Source organism: Pseudarthrobacter sp. fls2-241-R2A-168 (genome assembly GCF_030209335.1).
In the GTDB taxonomy this organism is placed as follows: Bacteria; Actinomycetota; Actinomycetes; order Actinomycetales; family Micrococcaceae; genus Arthrobacter.
On sequence record NZ_JARVSG010000003.1, the window covers coordinates 267,829 to 284,654 of the forward strand.

The following is a 16,826-nucleotide window of genomic DNA, read 5'->3' on the forward strand; positions in this document are numbered from 1 at the left end:
AGCAAGGAGACGGTATGGGCACACATCTGCCTTCCACCGAGTTCGACGGAACAGCTGTAGACGATCAGCGCGAGGCTGATGCCGAAGCAGTCATGGGTGAGCCCCCGGCACCGATGGTCCAGCTCCTCGGCCCGGACGGGAAGCTGGGCTTCGATCCCGTGTTTACGGACTACGCCAGGAAGCTGACCCCGGAGGTGCTCCGCGGACTTTACGCTGACATGGCCGCCATCCGCCGGTTCGATGTCGAAGCGACTGCCCTGCAGCGCCAGGGCCAGCTGGCCCTCTGGGTTCCACTGACAGGTCAGGAAGCCGCACAGATTGGTTCCGGCCGCGCGAGCCAGCCGCAGGACTACATCTTCCCCACCTACCGTGAACACGGTGTTGCCCTGACCCGCAACGTGGACTTGGCCGAGCTCCTGCGCCAGTTCCGGGGTGTTTCCAACGGCGGCTGGAACCCCAAGGACACCAACTTCCACCTGTACACCCTGGTCCTGGCAGCACAGACACTTCATGCGGTGGGATATGCCATGGGAATCCAGCGGGACCAGAAACTGGCCGCCGCCACTGCCGCCGGAACCGGAAATCCGGCCGCTGAGCCGGCCGCGGCGGTGATCGCCTACTTCGGTGATGGCGCCAGCTCCGAAGGCGACGTCCACGAATCCATGGTGTTCGCCTCCTCCTACAACGCCCCCGTGGTGTTCTTTTGCCAGAACAACCACTGGGCGATCTCTGTCCCCACCGAAGTGCAGACCAAGGTGCCGCTGTCCAACAGGGCCAAGGGGTACGGCTTCCCCGGTATCCGGGTTGACGGCAACGACGTCATCGCGGTCCACGCCGTCACGGAATGGGCCCTGGAGCACGCACGCCAGGGCAAGGGACCGGTCCTGATTGAGGCCTTCACCTACCGGGTGGGCGCGCACACCACAGCGGACGACCCCACAAAATACCGGCAGGCAGCAGAAGAGGACGCCTGGAAGGCCAAGGATCCCCTGGCCCGCCTGGAGAAGTACCTGCGCTCTGAAGGCATGGCGGACCAAGAATTCTTCGCCAAGGTCAAAACCGATGGGGATGAGCTCGCCGCCTACGTCCGCCGCACCACGCACGACCTCGAGACCCCGGACATCCGCACCGCCTTTGCCAACACGTACGCTGAAGCCCATCCACTGGTAGCCGAAGAACTCGCATGGTTCGAGGAATACTCGGCCGGGTTCGCAGGCGAGGAGCCGGAAGAAGAGCCGGCCCGGCAGGCAGTAACCGCCCAGGCGTCCCCAAAGGCAGGCCACTGATGACCACCATGACCATTGCCAAGGCCATTAACGAAGGCCTCCGCACCGCCCTGACGGACCACCCCAAGTCCCTGCTGATGGGCGAAGACATCGGCGCCCTGGGCGGCGTCTACCGCGTGACGGACGGCCTGATCGGCGAGTTCGGTCCCGACCGCGTCGTGGACACTCCGCTGGCCGAATCCGGCATCATCGGCACGGCCATCGGCCTGGCACTGCGCGGCTACACCCCCGTTTGCGAGATCCAGTTCGACGGCTTCGTATTTCCGGGCTTCAACCAGATCACCACGCAGCTGGCAAAGATCCACTCCCGCAGCAACGGCAACCTCAGCGTCCCCGTGGTCATCCGCATCCCCTACGGCGGGGGCATCGGATCCATCGAGCACCACTCCGAATCGCCCGAGGCGCTCTTCGCCCACACGGCGGGGCTCCGGATCATCACCCCGTCCAACCCCCACGACGCCTACTGGATGATCCAGCAGGCAGTCCAGTGCCAGGACCCCGTGATCGTTTTCGAACCGAAGCGGCGCTACTGGCTCAAGGGCGAGGTTGACGTTGATGCTCCCGGCGCGGCCGGTGATCCCTTCAAGGCCCATGTCCTGCGCACCGGCACCGACGCCACCATTGTGGCCTACGGGCCGCTGGTCCCGGTGGCCCTCGCGGCAGCCAACGCCGCAGAGGAAGACGGACACAGCGTGGAGGTCATCGACCTGCGCTCCATCTCGCCCATCGACTTCGACACTGTCACCGCGTCGGTCCAAAAGACCGGCAGGCTGATTGTGGCCCACGAGGCCCCCACCTTCGGCGGGATCGGCGGCGAGATTGCGGCCCGGATCAGTGAGCGCTCATTCCACTCGCTGGAGGCACCCGTGATCCGCGTCGGCGGCTTCCACATGCCCTACCCCGTTGCCAAGGTGGAGGAAGACTACCTTCCGGACATCGACCGCATCCTCGAGGCGCTGGACCGCGCCCTCTCCTACTGAGGACACCATGACCCTGAACAAGTTCAACCTCCCTGACGTGGGCGAGGGCCTCACTGAGGCGGAAATCGTCTCCTGGAAAGTGAAGCCCGGTGACGCCGTAGCCATCAACGACGTCCTCTGCGAGATCGAGACCGCCAAGTCGATCGTGGAACTGCCCTCACCCTTTGCCGGCACCGTCAGCGAACTTTTGGTCCCCGAAGGGATCACCATCGACGTTGGTACAGCCATCATCAGCGTCAGCGACGAGGTTTCCGGCGACCCCACGCCGGCTGACGTACGGGCTCCCGAAGCCCCCGTCCAGCCGCTGTACGGCAAGCTCCCCGCGGATGTACCGGAAGAAGCAACGGCCGACGGCGGCGGGCCGGGCAGTCCCCTGGCCGGCGGTCCGCTGGTGGGTTCCGGACCCAAGGCAGACGCCGTCAAGCGCCGGCCGCGGAAGACCGCGCCCGCCGACTCCCACACGCTCAACGCCCCGGAGGTGGAGCCCGTCCAGCCCCGCTCCTCCAACAGCGACGCGGCGGAACCGGAGAGTGCGCCAGCCGCCGCAGCAGCCCCAACCGGCGAAACCCTGGACCAACGGCCCACGTTCGGCGGTGCCATCACCGGACTCGTCAACAAGGTCCTGGCAAAACCTCCGGTCCGCAAGATCGCCCGCGACCTGGGCATCGACCTGGCAGACGTCGTGGCAACAGGCCTGCGCGGCGAGGTGACCCGCGAGGACCTGGTCAGCTACCAGGCACAACGGGACGCCGAACTGGACAAGGCGGACGGATTCTGGGGCAAGGCCGGAAAGCCCCAGGACCAGCGCATCGAGCAGATCCCCGTCAAGGGGGTGCGCAAGGCGACGGCCAAGGCAATGGTGGACTCGGCCTTCTCGGCACCGCACGTGAGCATCTTTGTGGACGTGGACGCCAGCCGCACCATGGAATTCGTCAAGCGGCTCAAGGCCTCCAGGGACTTCGAAGGCATCCGTGTCTCCCCCCTGCTCATCCTCGCCAAGGCCGTGATCTGGGCGGCTGCCCGGAACCCCAGCGTCAACGCCACCTGGGTGGACACCGCTGAAGGTGCCGCCGAAATCCATGTGAAGCACTACATGAACCTGGGTATCGCCGCGGCAACACCGCGCGGCCTGATGGTGCCGAACATCAAGAACGCGCAGGACCTGTCGCTGAAGGAGCTGGCGCTGGCTCTGAACAACCTGGCCACCACGGCAAGGGCCGGAAAGACCCAGCCTGCCGAAATGCAGGGCGGAACTCTGACCATTACCAACATCGGCGCGCTGGGCATCGACACGGGCACCCCGATCATCAACCCCGGCGAAGTGGCCATCGTGGCCTTCGGAACCATCAAGCAGAAGCCCTGGGTGCTGGACGGGGAAGTGATCCCGCGCTGGATCACCACCCTGGGCGGCTCGTTCGACCACCGTGTGGTGGACGGTGACCTGTCCGCCCGCTTTATGGCCGACGTCGCCGCCATCCTGGAGGAGCCGGCGCTCCTGCTGGATTAGGAAACATGGTCATCAACGCCGGCGCCATCCGTGCCAAAAACCGGATTGCGGGCTGGATCACCGAGGTGTTCCAGCCGCCCGTGGTGGTGAGTGTGCAGCTGCTCGTCAGCCCCCTCACCCAGCCGGGGTTTCCCGGCACCATGGCGTACGGGGCGCTGGCAGCATTATTCGTCTGCGTCATCCCGCTGCTCCTGCTCCTGGTCCTGGTGCGGCTGGGAAAAGTTACCGATCATCACGTCAGCGACCGGAAGCAGCGCGCGCCCGTGCTGCTGATGGCGCTGGGATCGATCGTGGCAGGACTGCTGGTGCTGGAGGCTGCAGGGGCGCCGGAGAGCGTCGTTGCCATGGTTCTTGCCGTGGTGGGCGGGGTGGTGGTGCTGGCCGGCGTCAGCCCGTTCTGGAAGATCAGCGGGCATGCGGCCGCGATATCCTCGTCCGCCGTGATTGCCGTCATGATGCTCGGCCCGGCCTGGCTTCCGTTGCTCCTGCTTATCCCCGCCGTGGGCTGGTCCCGCGTGGTGCTGCGGGCCCACACGGTGGCTCAGGTGGTTGCCGGGTCACTGTTCGGTGGCGTGGTGATGGCCGGTATCTGGTGGCTGCTGCAAGGCTGGATGGTGCCTTAGCCCGGGGAACGAACCCGGGAGCCTCAGAAAGTCGAGTAAGCGGTAAGCATTTCGATGGTGGTGGGATCGGCCATGGTTCCAAGGGAAACGGCTGCCGCGATCATCAGCCCGCCCAGTACGGCTCCCGCGCTGCCCAGGGCGGTCAGGAGCTTCCAGTCTTCCCGCAGAACGCTGGCCACAGTGGCCGGCATGTCCAGGCCGGGAACAATCAGGTTGGGCGCGCTGTCCACGCTTCCGTCGTCCAGGAGTGCAACCACGGTGCCGTTGCCGCGGTCAACCCGCATAGAGCAGATGTGGTTGCCGTGCCGGGCCAGGAGGATGTCGTGGCCTACGAGCTGGCGGCGCTGGAGAGTGAGCAATGGGGCCCCTTGATAATGGAGGAAGGTGGGTGTCCGCGCCGTTGGGGGCTTATCCAATTTTATCGTTGCGCCCGCAGCATAAAGGGCGTAAAAGGGCGTGAGAACGGACACCCACCGGGGCGACTTCCGCCACCCCGGGGAGTGTCCGCGGTAACTGTCAGTCGGCGTCGTAGGTGTTGGCGATGTAAACGTCGCAGGGAGCGTTGTGGGCCACGCTGTTGGCAACGCTGCCCAGCACCCGGCCAATACCCTGCATGCGCCGGTTGCCAACCACGATGATCCGCGCTTCCATCCGCAGGGCCTCCTTGATGAGGGCATCCGCCGGGCGTCCCCGGGCTGCGGAGTAGGTCACCTTGATGTCCCGGCCCAGGGATTCGGCAACGGTGCGGGCCACGTGCTCAGCGGCGTCGGCGTCGGAGACGATCCACTGGTCGCTGCCGCTGCCAAAGACTTCGGTGCGGTCGCTGTCAAAGGCCGAGACCACGTGAAGTGACGCGCCCAGCGCGGCAGCCAGGTCCCGGGCCGACTCTGCAGCCTTCTTTGCCGTACCGCTGCCGTCCACCCCTACAACGATGATTCCGCTCATGTATTGCTCCTTTGCTTGGTATGCGGGCTTAAGTCCGGTGAGCCCTACGCTACAGCCCGGCGATGGCTTCCCGCAGTACCGGCGCCAGCCGGCGCACACCCTCGGTGATCGCCTCCGGAGGCACGGCACTGTAGGCGAGGCGCAGCTTGTTGGACGGCTCGTCCGACGGCGTGAAGGCGGCGCCGGGGATGAACACCACTCCGGCGTCGATAGCCTTGTGCAGCAGCGGGTAGGTGTCCACACCCTCGGGCAGTGTCACCCAGACGAAAAAGCCGCCTTCGGGAGTGGTCCAGCTGGTCCCCGCGGGCATGTGCTCCTCGAGGGCATCGAGCATGGCCCGGCAGCGCTCGGCGTACAGTCCGCGGTAGGTCTCCACCTGGCCCTTCCAGTCGTACTCCCGCAGGTACGCGGAAACCATCATCTGGTTCAGCGCGGGCGGGCAGAGCGTGACCGATTCTGCCGCGAGGTAGTACCGGCGCTGAAGATGCTCCGGTACCAGGGCCCACCCTATGCGCAGCCCCGGAGCGAAGATCTTGGAGAAGGACCCCAGGTAGATAACGTCCCCCGGATTCTCCGCGCGGAGTGGTTGAAGCAGTTCGCCTTCGAAGCGCAGGAGCCCGTAGGGGTTGTCTTCCAGGACCAGAATATTCGCCCTGCTGCATATATCCACGATCTGTTGCCGCCGGCTCCGGGCGAGGGTTATGCCGGAGGGGTTGTTGAAGTTGGGGATCGTGTACAGGAATTTGATGTTTTTCCCGGCCAGCTGCAGGGCCGCGATCCTGGCCTCCAGCAGGTCCGGGACCAGGCCGTCCTGGTCCATCTCCACCGTTTCCACCTGGACCTGGTACGCCTCGAAGGTGTTCAGGGCGCCCACGTAGGTAGGGTCTTCCACCAGCACCACATCTCCGGGGTTGCAGAAGACTTTGGTGGCCACATCCTGTGCGGACTGCGATCCTGCGGTGATCACCACGTTTTCCGGCCGGGCGTCAAGGATGCCTTCTGCCGCCATCACGTCGCAGATCTGCTCACGCAATTCCTGGGTGCCTTGCCCGCTGCCGTACTGGAGGGCAGTCAGGCCGTCGGTGGCGATGATGGCGGCAGCGGTGGCGGCCAGCCGGTCGAGCGGAAGGGACTGCAGGTAGGGGCTTCCGCCGGCAAGCGAAACAAGTCCGGGGCGCAGGGAAATATCAAAGACATCCCGGACGGCGGACTGGCGTATGTTGGCTGCGCGCTCTGAGAACAAGTCCTCATGGCGGTGGGCGGACGTGGCCGCCCGCTCGATGGCATCAATGGCTTCTGCGGGCAGCGTCCGTGCTGCGGCGTCCAGTGTCTCATGGGTCACATCCACAGGATACAGCCGGGAGTTGCCGGCTAGGCAACATTCGTTTATTCCGAGCTCGATCTCGGCGACAACGTGGAGGAACAGGAGCACGTAGGCCGGTCAGTCGAGGCGCAACGCTTCGGCCAGGCCGTTGCCGTTTACATAGATTTCGGCACGGATGGCTCCCACGGCTGCCACCGCTGTTTGGGTCAGTTGCGCTTCCACCCGGGGGATGTCGCAAACCCCACCCAGCCGGAGTGTTCCGGCCAAATACACCGTGACGGTGGTGCCATCGAAGCTGCCTGACAGGAACTTCAGGTCGGAGTTGGTCAGGGCGTTGTAGGTCTTGCGTGCCGGCTTGGGCAGCACTGCTTCGGTTGGTGCTTCGAGCAGTGCCCCCACTGCGGCAGGCAGAGGCTCTTCTGCGGCGGGACTGGTGCGGGCCACCCCCACCAGGCTGTCATTGCAGCCGAAGCGCACGCCGTTGGTTCCGCCGTCGTCCAGCAACACGTAATAGGCCGTCACTGCCTGCACCGCCGCTGCCCTGCCTGAGGGGGCCGGCGCGGATGTCGCAGGACTTTGCGACGCCGGTACTTTCGGTATGCCAGGGACGGGCGCCGGGGTGCCGCCGGGCCCGGTCCCGGTTGAGGCGGCAGGAGCCTGGGCGGCTTGCGTTTCCAGCGCTTCGGGGGTGGGCGCAGTTTGGGGCGGCGGGGGGTCCTGTGGCTGGGGCTGGGGGGCGGGGTCAGCAGGTACTGGGGCCCCCACGGGGCCGGGACCAGGGTCTACCGGTGGGGCCGGGGAAGACGGGGCAGGAGCGGGAGGAGCGAGGGTGCAGGAGCCGAGCCACAGCGGAAGGACGAGGGCTGATGCCGCCACCACAGCACGGACCACCGCCACCCGTTGTCCATTACTGCGCCTGCCTGCCATGCGCGCACCGCAATCCCGTCCCGGTACTTTCCGTGAATTAACGTTACGGCGGGCGCATCCGGCAAAGAATGTCCGGGAGGTACCGGTTGGGACAAGAGTTGGTCACGGCGGTGCCGTTCCCGCCATCAGGAATCCGGTCGCCCCGGCCATACCTTGCCAGCCCACGGATCGTAGTCGGCGATGAGCTCCTCCTGCCTCGGCCGCTCGGCCTCGGGGACGTGCTGCAGGTTCACCCGGACGCGGTACCAGAGGGAGCTGGAACCGCGCATTCCATCAACCAGCACATCCGCCGGATGCAGGGCAGGCAGGAGGCCGGCATGCCGTGACTTCCACTCCTCAAGCGCCGCCAGTGCCTCGGGTTTGGTTTTGGTGCGCGCAACCTCGATCAGCGGCATGACCGACTGCCGGCGTCCAGAGCCGTCCCCGCTGCGCGGCGCCTTCTCTGCCGGACCCAGTTCGGCCGCCAGTGCAAGAAGCCCTTCAAGCGAACCCGCCACGTCGTCTATCCCGGCGTGGGGGTCGCCCACCTCCTCGTAACGTTCGGGAACGGTGAGCACCGTGAACTGTTCGGGCCGCGCGGAGCGCACTTCATCCCAGGCCAGCGGCGTGGAAACACGGGCATCCGGCAGGGGCCGGACCGAGTAGGCCGAGGCCACGGTACGGTCCTTCGCGTTCTGGTTGAAGTCGACGAAGACGCTCTCGCCGCGCTCCTCCTTCCACCACCGCGCCGTGGCGAGGCCCGGGGCGCGGTTCTCCACTTCACGGGCAAGTGTTTCAGCGGCAAGCCGCACATCACGGTAGGACCACTGCGGTGCAATGCGCACCAGGATGTGCAGCCCGCGGGACCCGCTGGTCTTCGGCCATCCGGCCAGCCCGACGTCGTCGAGCACTTCCTGCGCCACGTAGGCGACGTCTACAATCTGCGACCAGTCCACCCCCGGCATGGGATCCAGGTCCACCCGCAGCTCGTCCGGGTGCTCGAGGTCCTCTGCGCGGACGGGATGCGGGTTGAGGTCCAGGCAGCCAAGGTTCACCACCCAGGCCAGGCCTGCGGCATCGCGGATCACGGCTTCTTCGGCTGACGTTCCTGACGCGTAGTGCAGCGTCGCCGTATCGATGAATTCCGGGTGGTTCTCGGGTACGCGCTTTTGGAAGAACGGTTCCGCATCGATGCCCTTGGGGAACCGCTTGAGCACCATGGGCCGGCCGCCGGCGCCGCGCAGGGCTCCGTCCGCCACGGACAGGTAGTAGTTCACCAGGTCCAGCTTGGTCAGCCCGGGCCCGGGGAACACCACCTTGTCGGGGCTCGAGACGCGAACCTCGGCGCCGGCAATGTCAAGGATCCTGGCCGGGGCCTTCGAGGGGTTCATGGCGTCACGCTAGCAACGATCCGGCGCGTCAGCCAGAGTTGCGGGCCTGCCGGGTTAAACACGAGATGCCCGGCGCGAAGTATCGCGCCGGGCATCCGGGAAGGCTGCTTAGGCGGCAGGCTGGACGGCTGCAAGGGCATCAAAGACGCCCTTGATCTGCTCCACAACCTCTGCGTCGTCCTTCGGGTGCAGTTCAGCGAAGCGCACCATGGAGCCTGGAACGGCGAGCTTAACGTCCTCGAGGACCTGGGCGCCGGCGATTCCTGCCGCCTTGCGGGCCTCGTCCTGGGCCCAAACTCCACCGTACTGGCCGAAGGCGGTGCCGACGACGGCGGTGGGCTTGCCGGCAAGGGCGCCCGCGCCGAAGGGGCGGGACAGCCAGTCGATGGCGTTCTTCAGCGCGGCAGGAACAGTGCCGTTGTGCTCGGGGGTGACCAACAGGACGGTGTCCGCCTCATTGGCCGCGGCGCGCAGCGCGGCAGCAGCGGCGGGAACCTGGCCTTCGACGTCGATGTCCTCGTTGTAGAAGGGGATGTTGCCCAGGCTTTCGTGGATGACAACCTCCACCTGCTCCGGTGCGTTCAGCTGGATGGCTTCAGCCAGCTTCTGGTTGGTGGACTCGGCGCGCAGGCTGCCGACGAGGGTAAGGACGGTGCTCTTGGTCATATGGACTCCTGGGGTAGGGGCGGCGGGAGGGGACCGCCGGCCGGGTAAACAAGAGAGGCTCGATGCCTTCATCCATCTAAACGGACTATGGTCCGGTTCTTATTCCCCGGGTCTAGAATGTGGGATGTGAGCTCCATCTCAATGCGCCCCGAACTTCCGTCAAAGGGCGCCGCGGAACGCAGCGATGCTGCCCGGAACCGGGAGCGGCTGCTTACGGCAGCCCGGGAACTGATCAGCGAATGCGGCGCGGCAGGGCTGACAATGGACCGGCTCGCCGAGCAGGCGGGCGTAGGCAAGGGCACCGTCTTCCGCCGTTTCGGCAGCCGGGCCGGCCTGATGCTGACCCTGCTGAGCGAATCCGAGGCAGCTTTCCAGGAGCGCTTTATGTTCGGGCCCCCGCCGCTTGGCCCTGGAGCGCCGGGCCTGCAGCGCCTCATCGCGTTCGGCGTGGAACGCATCGCCTATACCGTGGAGTTCGGCGAGTTGGCGCTCGCGGCCCAAAACACTTCCCGCGGGGAGTTCGAGCCTCCTGCTGCCGCCCTGTGGCACCGGCACATCGAACTGCTGCTGCGTGAGGAGGGGCTCGAAGCGGACCCTTGGCTGATGGCCCGCTCACTGGCCGCCACCCTCGCCCCGGACCGCCTCCTCAACCTCCTCCAGGTGCACGGCGTGAGTACGGAGCGGCTGGCTGCTTCCTGGCAGGATCTTGTCACAAGGGTTGTCAGCGGCGCGTAGATTACGCCCCTTCCCGCACCCTCGTCCAGTCACATCAACTTCACAAAGTTATTCATAACAATCTGATACGTGCAGTTATGTTTGCGCGCATGGGCCCGTATTTTGCGGGGCCGCTTGTGATAGTTTCCTCTTCGAATGTGACCCGCAACATAGTCCACAGGACTGGCCCAACAGCCGGCGGGTTGCCAGCTACCCGCTGGCAAAGGACCCGGCGAGGCGGCACAACCCCCGCCACCGCCGGGAAAACGGAAGGATCCAGCACGTGATTGTTGATTTGCCCGATACCCTGACCCACCTGCCGGCTCCCTGGTGCCCCGACGTCCGGCTGGCGGCGGCGAAACAGAACTAGGCCCATGCTCAGGTACCTCGCAAAGCGCGGCATCACGTACGTTTTCATGATCTTCCTGACCACCTCGGCGGGATACTTCCTGGCGGTCAGTTCCCTGAAGCCGGCCTTGCTGGAACAGGAACGCATTCCCCGCCCCACTCCCGAGCAGGTGGCGAACTCCATGCGCCTCAAAGGCCTGGACCCGGACCTCAGCCCGTGGGAGCGGTACGTGGAATGGCTCACGGCCATCGTCACCCGCTGGGACTGGGGCCGCAGCCCCAACGGAGCCTACATCAACGCCGAGTTTGGTGACCGCGTCTGGATCTCCACGAGGCTCTTCCTGGCCTCCATCATCCTGACGCTCGTCATTGGAGTGGCGCTGGGGGTCTATTCCGCGGCGCGGCAATACAAGTTCCAGGACCGCGTCATCACCTCCTACAGCTACCTTGCCTACATTGTGCCTGCCCCCATCGCCTACTTCCTGGTGCAGCTGGGTGCCATCAATATCAATGAAACAGTGGGGGAGCGGATCTTCTTCGTCACCGGCATCTCCACCCCCGGAACAGCGCCGGGGTGGGCGCAGTTCGTGGACATGCTGGCGCACTACGCCGTCCCCACCATCGCGATCACACTCGTGGGCTGGGGCTCTTACCAGATAGCCCAGCGGCAGTACCTCCTGGACAACGTCAACGCAGACTTTGTCCGGACCGCCCGCGCGAAGGGGCTCACCCGCAACCAGGCCATCTCGCGGCATGCACTGCGGGTTTCGTTCATCCCCGTAGCCCAGAGCATCGCTTTCACCATCCCGGCCATCTTTGCCGGCGGGTTCTTCGCAGAGAAGATCTTCGCCTGGCCCGGTGTGGGCTCCTGGAGCATCGACGCCATCTCACTGCAGGACGTCAACGCCGCCACCGCCACGCTGGCCTACGGCTCCGTCATCTTCGCCCTCGGGGCCATCCTGGCGGACTTCGCCACTACCCTTGTTGACCCGAGAGTGCGGGTGCAGTAACCATGACCAACCTCAACGCCGTCGACCCGGCAGCCGTCGCCCAGGACGCGCACCTGGAAAACGCCGACGTCATTATCGGCAAAAACACCATTATCTTCCGCCGCTTCCTCCGCAACAGGACTGCTGTGGCCGGCCTGGTCATCTTCCTCGCCCTGACAGTTTTTTCGTTCGTCGGCGGGTACCTCACCCAGTGGGACAAAGAGACGATCGATCCCTTCAACATCGGCATGCCGCCCTCGGCCGAGCACTACCTCGGTACATCCCAGGCAGGCATCGACCTCTACGCCATGACGGTCGAAGGCACCAGGATCTCCATCCTGATCGGCCTCGTGGTGGGGCTTGTGTCCGTCCTGATCGCCGCCGTCTACGGCTGCACCATGGCGTACTTTGGCGGCAAGGCGGACAAGGTGATGCTCTTCGTCCTCGAGGCGCTCATCATGATGCCCGCCCTGCTGGTGGTCGCAGTGGCCACGAGCGGCGGAGGCGCAGGGCTGAAACGGGACCTGCCCTCCTGGCTGCTGCTGATCATCGTGCTGCTGGTTTTCAGCTGGATGGGCACCGCCCGCCTGATCCGGTCCTTGTCGATGTCGCTGATGCAGCGGGATTACGTCAAGGCCGCCCAATACATGGGGGTCCCGCCGCGGCGCATCGTCTGGCGCCACCTGGTCCCCAACATCGGCTCGCTGCTGGTCCTGGATGTCACCCGCGGGGTCACCGGGGCCATTCTTGCCGAGGTGGCTTTCTCCTTCATCGGCATCGGCATCAAGGTCCCGGACGTCAGCCTGGGTGTCCTCATCGGCGGAGCCACCTCACAGGTGCAGACCTTCCCGTGGATGTTCTGGGTCCCGCTCACAGTGATGTTCCTCCTCACCGGCTCGCTGGCCATGATGAATGACGGACTGCGCGATGCCTTTGATCCCAGCTCCAGCTCCAGCGGCAGCGCACGGAAGCGCAAAGCCCGGAATACCAGTGTGAAGAGGAACGCCTCATGAGCAGCGAAATCACCGCCGGGCCCGCGGAACAACCCCAGTCAACGGTGGAACGGCTGCACGTCGCGGGGCTGCACGGTCCCACCGACGCCGTCCTGTCCGTCCGTGACCTCAATGTCAGCTTCAACACCGAAAACGGCGTGGTGCACGCCGTCCGGGGTGTCGATTTTGACCTCCTGCCCGGAAAGACGCTCGGCATCGTGGGGGAATCGGGTTCCGGCAAATCAGTCACCTCGCTGGCGATCATGGGCCTGTTGCCCGCCACGGCCGAAATTAAGGGCTCGGTCCGCCTCCATGGCAAGGAGCTGCTGGGCCTCAGTGACAAGGCGATGTGCGCCTACCGCGGCAACGAACTTTCCATGGTGTTCCAGGACCCGCTGTCCTCCCTGACGCCGGTCTACACCGTGGGCACCCAGATCATCGAAGCGCTCACTATCCACCATCCCGGCATGAGCAAGCAGGCCAAAGAAGCCCGCGCCGTCGAACTTTTGGCCATGGTGGGCATTCCCAGTCCCAAGGACAGGCTGAAAGCCTTCCCCCACGAGTTCTCCGGCGGCATGCGCCAGCGGGTGATGATCGCCATCGCCATCGCGAACAACCCTCGTGTATTGATCGCGGATGAGCCGACGACGGCCCTTGACGTCACCATCCAGGCGCAGGTGCTGGAGGTACTCCATACCGCGCAGGAGGAGACGGGCGCCGCCGTCGTGATGATCACGCACGATCTCGGCGTGGTGGCAGGCATGGCGGACGACATCATGGTGATGTACGCCGGCAAGCCGGTGGAAACCGGAGCAGTGGAGGACATCTACTACAACCCCCGGATGCCGTACACCATGGGTCTGCTGGGCGCCGTGCCACGGGTGGACGTCGCGGAGAAGGCCTCGCTGGTCCCCATCGAAGGCATTCCGCCCAACCTGATCCACACACCCACCGGCTGCTCGTTCGCGCCCCGCTGCCCCTTGGCTTCCGAGGCCTGCCTTGACGGTGAACCGGCCCTCGCGCCGGTGGCCGGAAGCAGCCTGCACCGGGCCGCCTGCATCAAGTCCGGGTCACTCGGCGGCGAGGTTGACGTCCATGACATCTTCTCGGCCCCGCCTGTCCCGGTGTCCGAATTCGATTCCATCCCCCGCGGGGAGCGCACCACAGTCCTGCAGCTGAAGGACGTGCGCAAACACTTTCCGTTGACCAGGGGCGCCCTGCTCAAGCGGAGGATCGGCACGGTGAAAGCCGTGGACGGGCTCAGCTTCGACATCCGTGAGGGGGAATGCTTCTCTATCGTGGGTGAGTCCGGTTCAGGCAAGACCACCACGCTCCTGGAGATCATGGAGTTCCACAAAGACCAGGACGGCGAAGTGGTGATCGGCGGCCTCAGCAACAAACAGGCTGCCGATGCCCGGACCAAGAGCGCCATGCGGCGGGAACTCCAGATGGTGTTCCAGGACCCCACCGGCGCCCTGGACCCGCGCTTCACCGTCTACGAAGTCCTCGCCGAACCGCTCCAGAATGCGGGCATGGACCGCCAGTCCATCAAGAAGCGCATCATGGAACTGATGAAGCTGGTGGGCCTCCAGCCGGACCACGTCAACCGCTTCCCCAACCAGTTCTCGGGCGGACAGCGCCAGCGGATCGGCATTGCCCGGGCCCTTGCGGTGAATCCCAAGCTGGTGGTCCTCGACGAGCCGGTCTCTGCCCTGGACGTTTCGGTCCAGGCCGGGGTGATCAACCTCCTGGACAAGCTCCGCGCCGAACTTGGGCTCAGCTACCTCCTGGTGGCGCATGACCTTTCAGTGGTCCGGCACATCTCCAACCGCGTTGCCGTGATGTACCTGGGCAAGATCGTGGAGATCGGCGAAGTGGACCGGGTATTCGACAACCCGCGCCACCCCTACACCCGCGCCCTGCTCTCGGCCATCCCGGTGCCGGATCCCAGGGTGGAACGGACCAGGGAGCGGATCATCCTGCAGGGCGACCTGCCCTCGCCGCTGGATGCGCCCAAGGGCTGCAACTTCGCCACCCGCTGCCCCGTGTTCGCCGCCCTGCCGGCTGCGAAGAAGGAAAAGTGCCTTACCCTCGAACCCCCGCTGGAAGCAGTGGCACCATCCGCGGCCGCCCAGGCACTGGCGGCCAACCCGCTGCCCGTCCTCGACCAGCGCTTCGCCTGCTTCTTCCCGGACGGGGAACTGGACGAGGACATGCTGGTAGTCCACGACCCGGCGGACCGCCATGCACCGTAGATTTGTTCCATCCAGCACCAGCGTCACCAGCATCACCACCGGCAACAACGAAGGGAACACCATGAGGAATCTGACCAAGATCGGCGGAGCGGCGGCTATTGCTGCGGCTCTGACCCTGACTGCCTGCGGCGGTGGCGGCGCCACCGGGCCGGAAACGGCCAAGGGCCAGGAGGCGGGAAGCGATCTGTCCAAGCTCATCAGCATCAACGAGAAGCCGGCAGCCGATCTTGAAAAGGGCGGGAAAGTCACTCTTCCGCTGGGCAGCATCGGACCGGACTTCAACGGCTTCTCCAACAACGGCAACAGCTCGGACAACTCCGCGCTGATGGCCCCGATCAACCCCGTGGCGGTCACCGGTGGCGGAATCGGCGGCTGCTGGAAGGTGGACTTCGAAGGCAAGGCCACGCCCAATAAGGATTTCTGCGAATCCGTGGAGAGCGAGGTGAAGGACGGCAAACAGGTCGTCACCATCAAGGTCAACGACAAAGCCACCTTCAACGACGGCACTCCCATTGACATCAAGACTTTCCAGAACACCTGGAACATCCTGAAGAGCCCGGATGCCGGCTATGACATTGTCTCCTCCGGGTCCTACGCCTTCGTCGAGTCGGTAGAGGCAGGCAGCAGCGACAAAGAAATCATCACCACGCTGTCCCAGCCCACCTACCCTCTTGAGGACCTTTACTTTGGCCTCATCCACCCGGCCGTGAACACCCCGGAAATCTTCAACGAGGGGTTCGTTGGCGAAATGCACCCGGAGTGGATGGCAGGACCGTTCAAGGTGGACCAGTACGACGCGGCCGGCAAGACCGTGAGCCTGGTGCCGAACGAGAAGTGGTGGGGCAACAAGCCCGTGCTGGAAAACGTGGTGTTCCGCCAGCTTGAAACCAGCGCCCAGATCGCCGCCTTCAAGAACGGCGAAATCGACGCCATGTCCGCCAACACCATTGCCCTCTACAAGCAGCTCGAGGGCACCAAAAACTCCGAGGTCCGCCGCGGCCAGCGGCTCTTCGCCGGCGGCATGAACATCAATGCCCAGAAGATCACCGACGTGGCAGTCCGCAAGGCAATCTTCGCGGCAGTTGACCGTGAAGCCCTCCGCAAGGTCCGCTTCAACGGGCTGAACTGGGAGGAGCCCAGCTCCGGTTCCATGATGCTCCTGCCGTTCTCCGAGTACTACCAGGACAACTACCCCGTCAAGGAAACCGGCCCCGATGCCGCCAAGAAGGTGCTCAGCGACGCCGGCTACACCGCGAACGCCAGCGGCATCATGGAAAAGGACGGCAAGCCCGCCGCCTTCAAGATCAGCAACTTCGGTGATGATCCCACTACCCTGGCCTTCACCCAGACCCTGCAGAAGCAGCTGCAGGCCGGTGGTATGGACGTCGGCATCGACCAGCGTGCTTCCGCCGACTTCGGCAAGGTGATCGGCGGCCGCGACTTCGACATGAGCGTCTCCGGCTACACCGTTGGCGCCGACGCCACGTCTGCCGTCAAGCAGTACTACGACTCCAAGACCAACGAAAACGGCCTCGGCGACGCCGAACTGGACAAGAAGATCGCGGAATTGACCTCCATCGAGGACAACGCCGAGCGCAACAAGGCAGCCATGGATGTGGAGAAGGAACACATGGCGAAGTACTTCTCCATGGGCGTGGTCATGAACGGGCCCCAGATCTCCTTCGTCCGCACCGGCCTGGCCAACTACGGACCGTCCCTGTTCCAGAGCCTGTCCCAGGTTCCGGACTGGACCACCCTCGGCTGGGAAAAGAAGTAACCTCGCCCCCGGGACGCTCTCTCACTTAATGTGGGTTTTCCGGTGACGCTCTCTCAATTTCTTTAAGGAAGTGAGAGTGTCCCTATGTTCTTCGTCAAGCTGCTGTTGGTGTTTGGGCCTGGT

15 protein-coding genes are annotated in these 16,826 nt (G+C 65.0%); 9 read left to right on the top strand and 6 right to left on the bottom strand.

Annotated features, from left to right (window positions below; translation table 11 throughout):
• The first annotated feature begins 14 nt into the window (after window positions 1-14).
• The 4 genes from pdhA to QRN11_RS01885 are packed head-to-tail and all read left to right on the top strand — an operon-like array spanning window position 15 to window position 4,396.
• Window positions 15-1,286, top strand: coding sequence for a pyruvate dehydrogenase (acetyl-transferring) E1 component subunit alpha (gene pdhA / locus QRN11_RS01870; RefSeq protein ID WP_285249640.1), 1,272 nt, complete (start codon window positions 15-17; stop codon window positions 1,284-1,286).
• Window positions 1,286-2,266 carry an alpha-ketoacid dehydrogenase subunit beta gene (locus QRN11_RS01875; RefSeq protein WP_285249641.1) on the top strand — a complete coding sequence of 327 codons (981 nt, stop codon included), beginning with the start codon at window positions 1,286-1,288 and terminating at the stop codon, window positions 2,264-2,266. The genes pdhA and QRN11_RS01875 overlap by 1 nt, the downstream gene beginning before the upstream one ends.
• Window positions 2,267-2,273: 7 nt before the next feature.
• Entirely contained in the window at window positions 2,274-3,773 is a 1,500-nt protein-coding gene (locus QRN11_RS01880; protein WP_285249642.1) for a dihydrolipoamide acetyltransferase family protein, read from the top strand.
• A 5-nt stretch (window positions 3,774-3,778) separates the two neighbouring features.
• A complete protein-coding gene (locus tag QRN11_RS01885; protein ID WP_285249643.1) occupies window positions 3,779-4,396 on the top strand; it encodes a phosphatase PAP2 family protein in 618 nt (205 codons plus the stop codon).
• A gap of 23 nt (window positions 4,397-4,419) precedes the next feature.
• On the opposite strand, the gene QRN11_RS01890 is transcribed toward QRN11_RS01885, so the two are convergent.
• The 6 genes from QRN11_RS01890 to QRN11_RS01915 form a co-directional block, all read right to left on the bottom strand.
• Complete coding sequence (locus tag QRN11_RS01890) at window positions 4,420-4,755, bottom strand: hypothetical protein (protein WP_091419547.1); 336 nt, start codon at window positions 4,753-4,755, stop codon at window positions 4,420-4,422.
• A 157-nt stretch (window positions 4,756-4,912) separates the two neighbouring features.
• A complete protein-coding gene (locus QRN11_RS01895; RefSeq protein WP_091419548.1) occupies window positions 4,913-5,341 on the bottom strand; it encodes a universal stress protein in 429 nt (142 codons plus the stop codon).
• A gap of 49 nt (window positions 5,342-5,390) precedes the next feature.
• The gene (locus QRN11_RS01900; RefSeq protein WP_285249644.1) at window positions 5,391-6,683 is read right to left on the bottom strand and encodes an aminotransferase-like domain-containing protein; all 1,293 of its coding nucleotides are present in this window, start codon (window positions 6,681-6,683) and stop codon (window positions 5,391-5,393) included.
• A 99-nt stretch (window positions 6,684-6,782) separates the two neighbouring features.
• Window positions 6,783-7,196, bottom strand: a complete 414-nt coding sequence (locus QRN11_RS01905; protein ID WP_285249645.1) for a hypothetical protein — start codon at window positions 7,194-7,196, stop codon at window positions 6,783-6,785.
• Window positions 7,197-7,717: 521 nt separating this feature from the next.
• A complete protein-coding gene (gene ligD, locus QRN11_RS01910) occupies window positions 7,718-8,962 on the bottom strand; it encodes a non-homologous end-joining DNA ligase (RefSeq protein WP_285249646.1) in 1,245 nt (414 codons plus the stop codon).
• Between the two features lie 108 nt (window positions 8,963-9,070).
• A complete protein-coding gene (locus QRN11_RS01915) occupies window positions 9,071-9,628 on the bottom strand; it encodes an NAD(P)H-dependent oxidoreductase (protein WP_091419551.1) in 558 nt (185 codons plus the stop codon).
• A 126-nt stretch (window positions 9,629-9,754) separates the two neighbouring features.
• Between QRN11_RS01915 and QRN11_RS01920 the strand changes: the two genes are divergently transcribed.
• The 5 genes from QRN11_RS01920 (at window position 9,755) to QRN11_RS01940 (ending at window position 16,703) form a co-directional block, all read left to right on the top strand.
• Entirely contained in the window at window positions 9,755-10,363 is a 609-nt protein-coding gene (locus QRN11_RS01920) for a TetR/AcrR family transcriptional regulator (RefSeq protein WP_502934997.1), read from the top strand.
• Window positions 10,364-10,716: 353 nt separating this feature from the next.
• Entirely contained in the window at window positions 10,717-11,700 is a 984-nt protein-coding gene (locus tag QRN11_RS01925) for an ABC transporter permease (protein ID WP_091419553.1), read from the top strand.
• Window positions 11,701-11,702: 2 nt separating this feature from the next.
• Window positions 11,703-12,692 carry an ABC transporter permease gene (locus QRN11_RS01930; RefSeq protein ID WP_091419555.1) on the top strand — a complete coding sequence of 330 codons (990 nt, stop codon included), beginning with the start codon at window positions 11,703-11,705 and terminating at the stop codon, window positions 12,690-12,692.
• Window positions 12,689-14,926, top strand: coding sequence for an ABC transporter ATP-binding protein (locus QRN11_RS01935; RefSeq protein WP_285249648.1), 2,238 nt, complete (start codon window positions 12,689-12,691; stop codon window positions 14,924-14,926). Before QRN11_RS01930 ends, QRN11_RS01935 begins: the two co-directional genes overlap by 4 nt.
• Before the next feature lie 61 nt (window positions 14,927-14,987).
• Window positions 14,988-16,703 (top strand): ABC transporter family substrate-binding protein, encoded by a 1,716-nt coding sequence (locus tag QRN11_RS01940; RefSeq protein WP_285249649.1) that lies wholly within the window; start codon window positions 14,988-14,990, stop codon window positions 16,701-16,703.
• Window positions 16,704-16,826: the final 123 nt, after the last annotated feature.

Coding starts and splice junctions, on each gene's coding strand:
- QRN11_RS01935 (WP_285249648.1), top strand. CDS start 12,689: ATGAGCAGCGAAATCACCGCCGGGCCCGCGGAACAACCCCAGTCAACG.
- ligD (WP_285249646.1), bottom strand. CDS start 8,962: ATGAACCCCTCGAAGGCCCCGGCCAGGATCCTTGACATTGCCGGCGCC.
- QRN11_RS01895 (WP_091419548.1), bottom strand. CDS start 5,341: ATGAGCGGAATCATCGTTGTAGGGGTGGACGGCAGCGGTACGGCAAAG.
- QRN11_RS01925 (WP_091419553.1), top strand. CDS start 10,717: ATGCTCAGGTACCTCGCAAAGCGCGGCATCACGTACGTTTTCATGATC.
- QRN11_RS01940 (WP_285249649.1), top strand. CDS start 14,988: ATGAGGAATCTGACCAAGATCGGCGGAGCGGCGGCTATTGCTGCGGCT.
- pdhA (WP_285249640.1), top strand. CDS start 15: ATGGGCACACATCTGCCTTCCACCGAGTTCGACGGAACAGCTGTAGAC.
- QRN11_RS01915 (WP_091419551.1), bottom strand. CDS start 9,628: ATGACCAAGAGCACCGTCCTTACCCTCGTCGGCAGCCTGCGCGCCGAG.
- QRN11_RS01885 (WP_285249643.1), top strand. CDS start 3,779: ATGGTCATCAACGCCGGCGCCATCCGTGCCAAAAACCGGATTGCGGGC.
- QRN11_RS01875 (WP_285249641.1), top strand. CDS start 1,286: ATGACCACCATGACCATTGCCAAGGCCATTAACGAAGGCCTCCGCACC.
- QRN11_RS01880 (WP_285249642.1), top strand. CDS start 2,274: ATGACCCTGAACAAGTTCAACCTCCCTGACGTGGGCGAGGGCCTCACT.
- QRN11_RS01930 (WP_091419555.1), top strand. CDS start 11,703: ATGACCAACCTCAACGCCGTCGACCCGGCAGCCGTCGCCCAGGACGCG.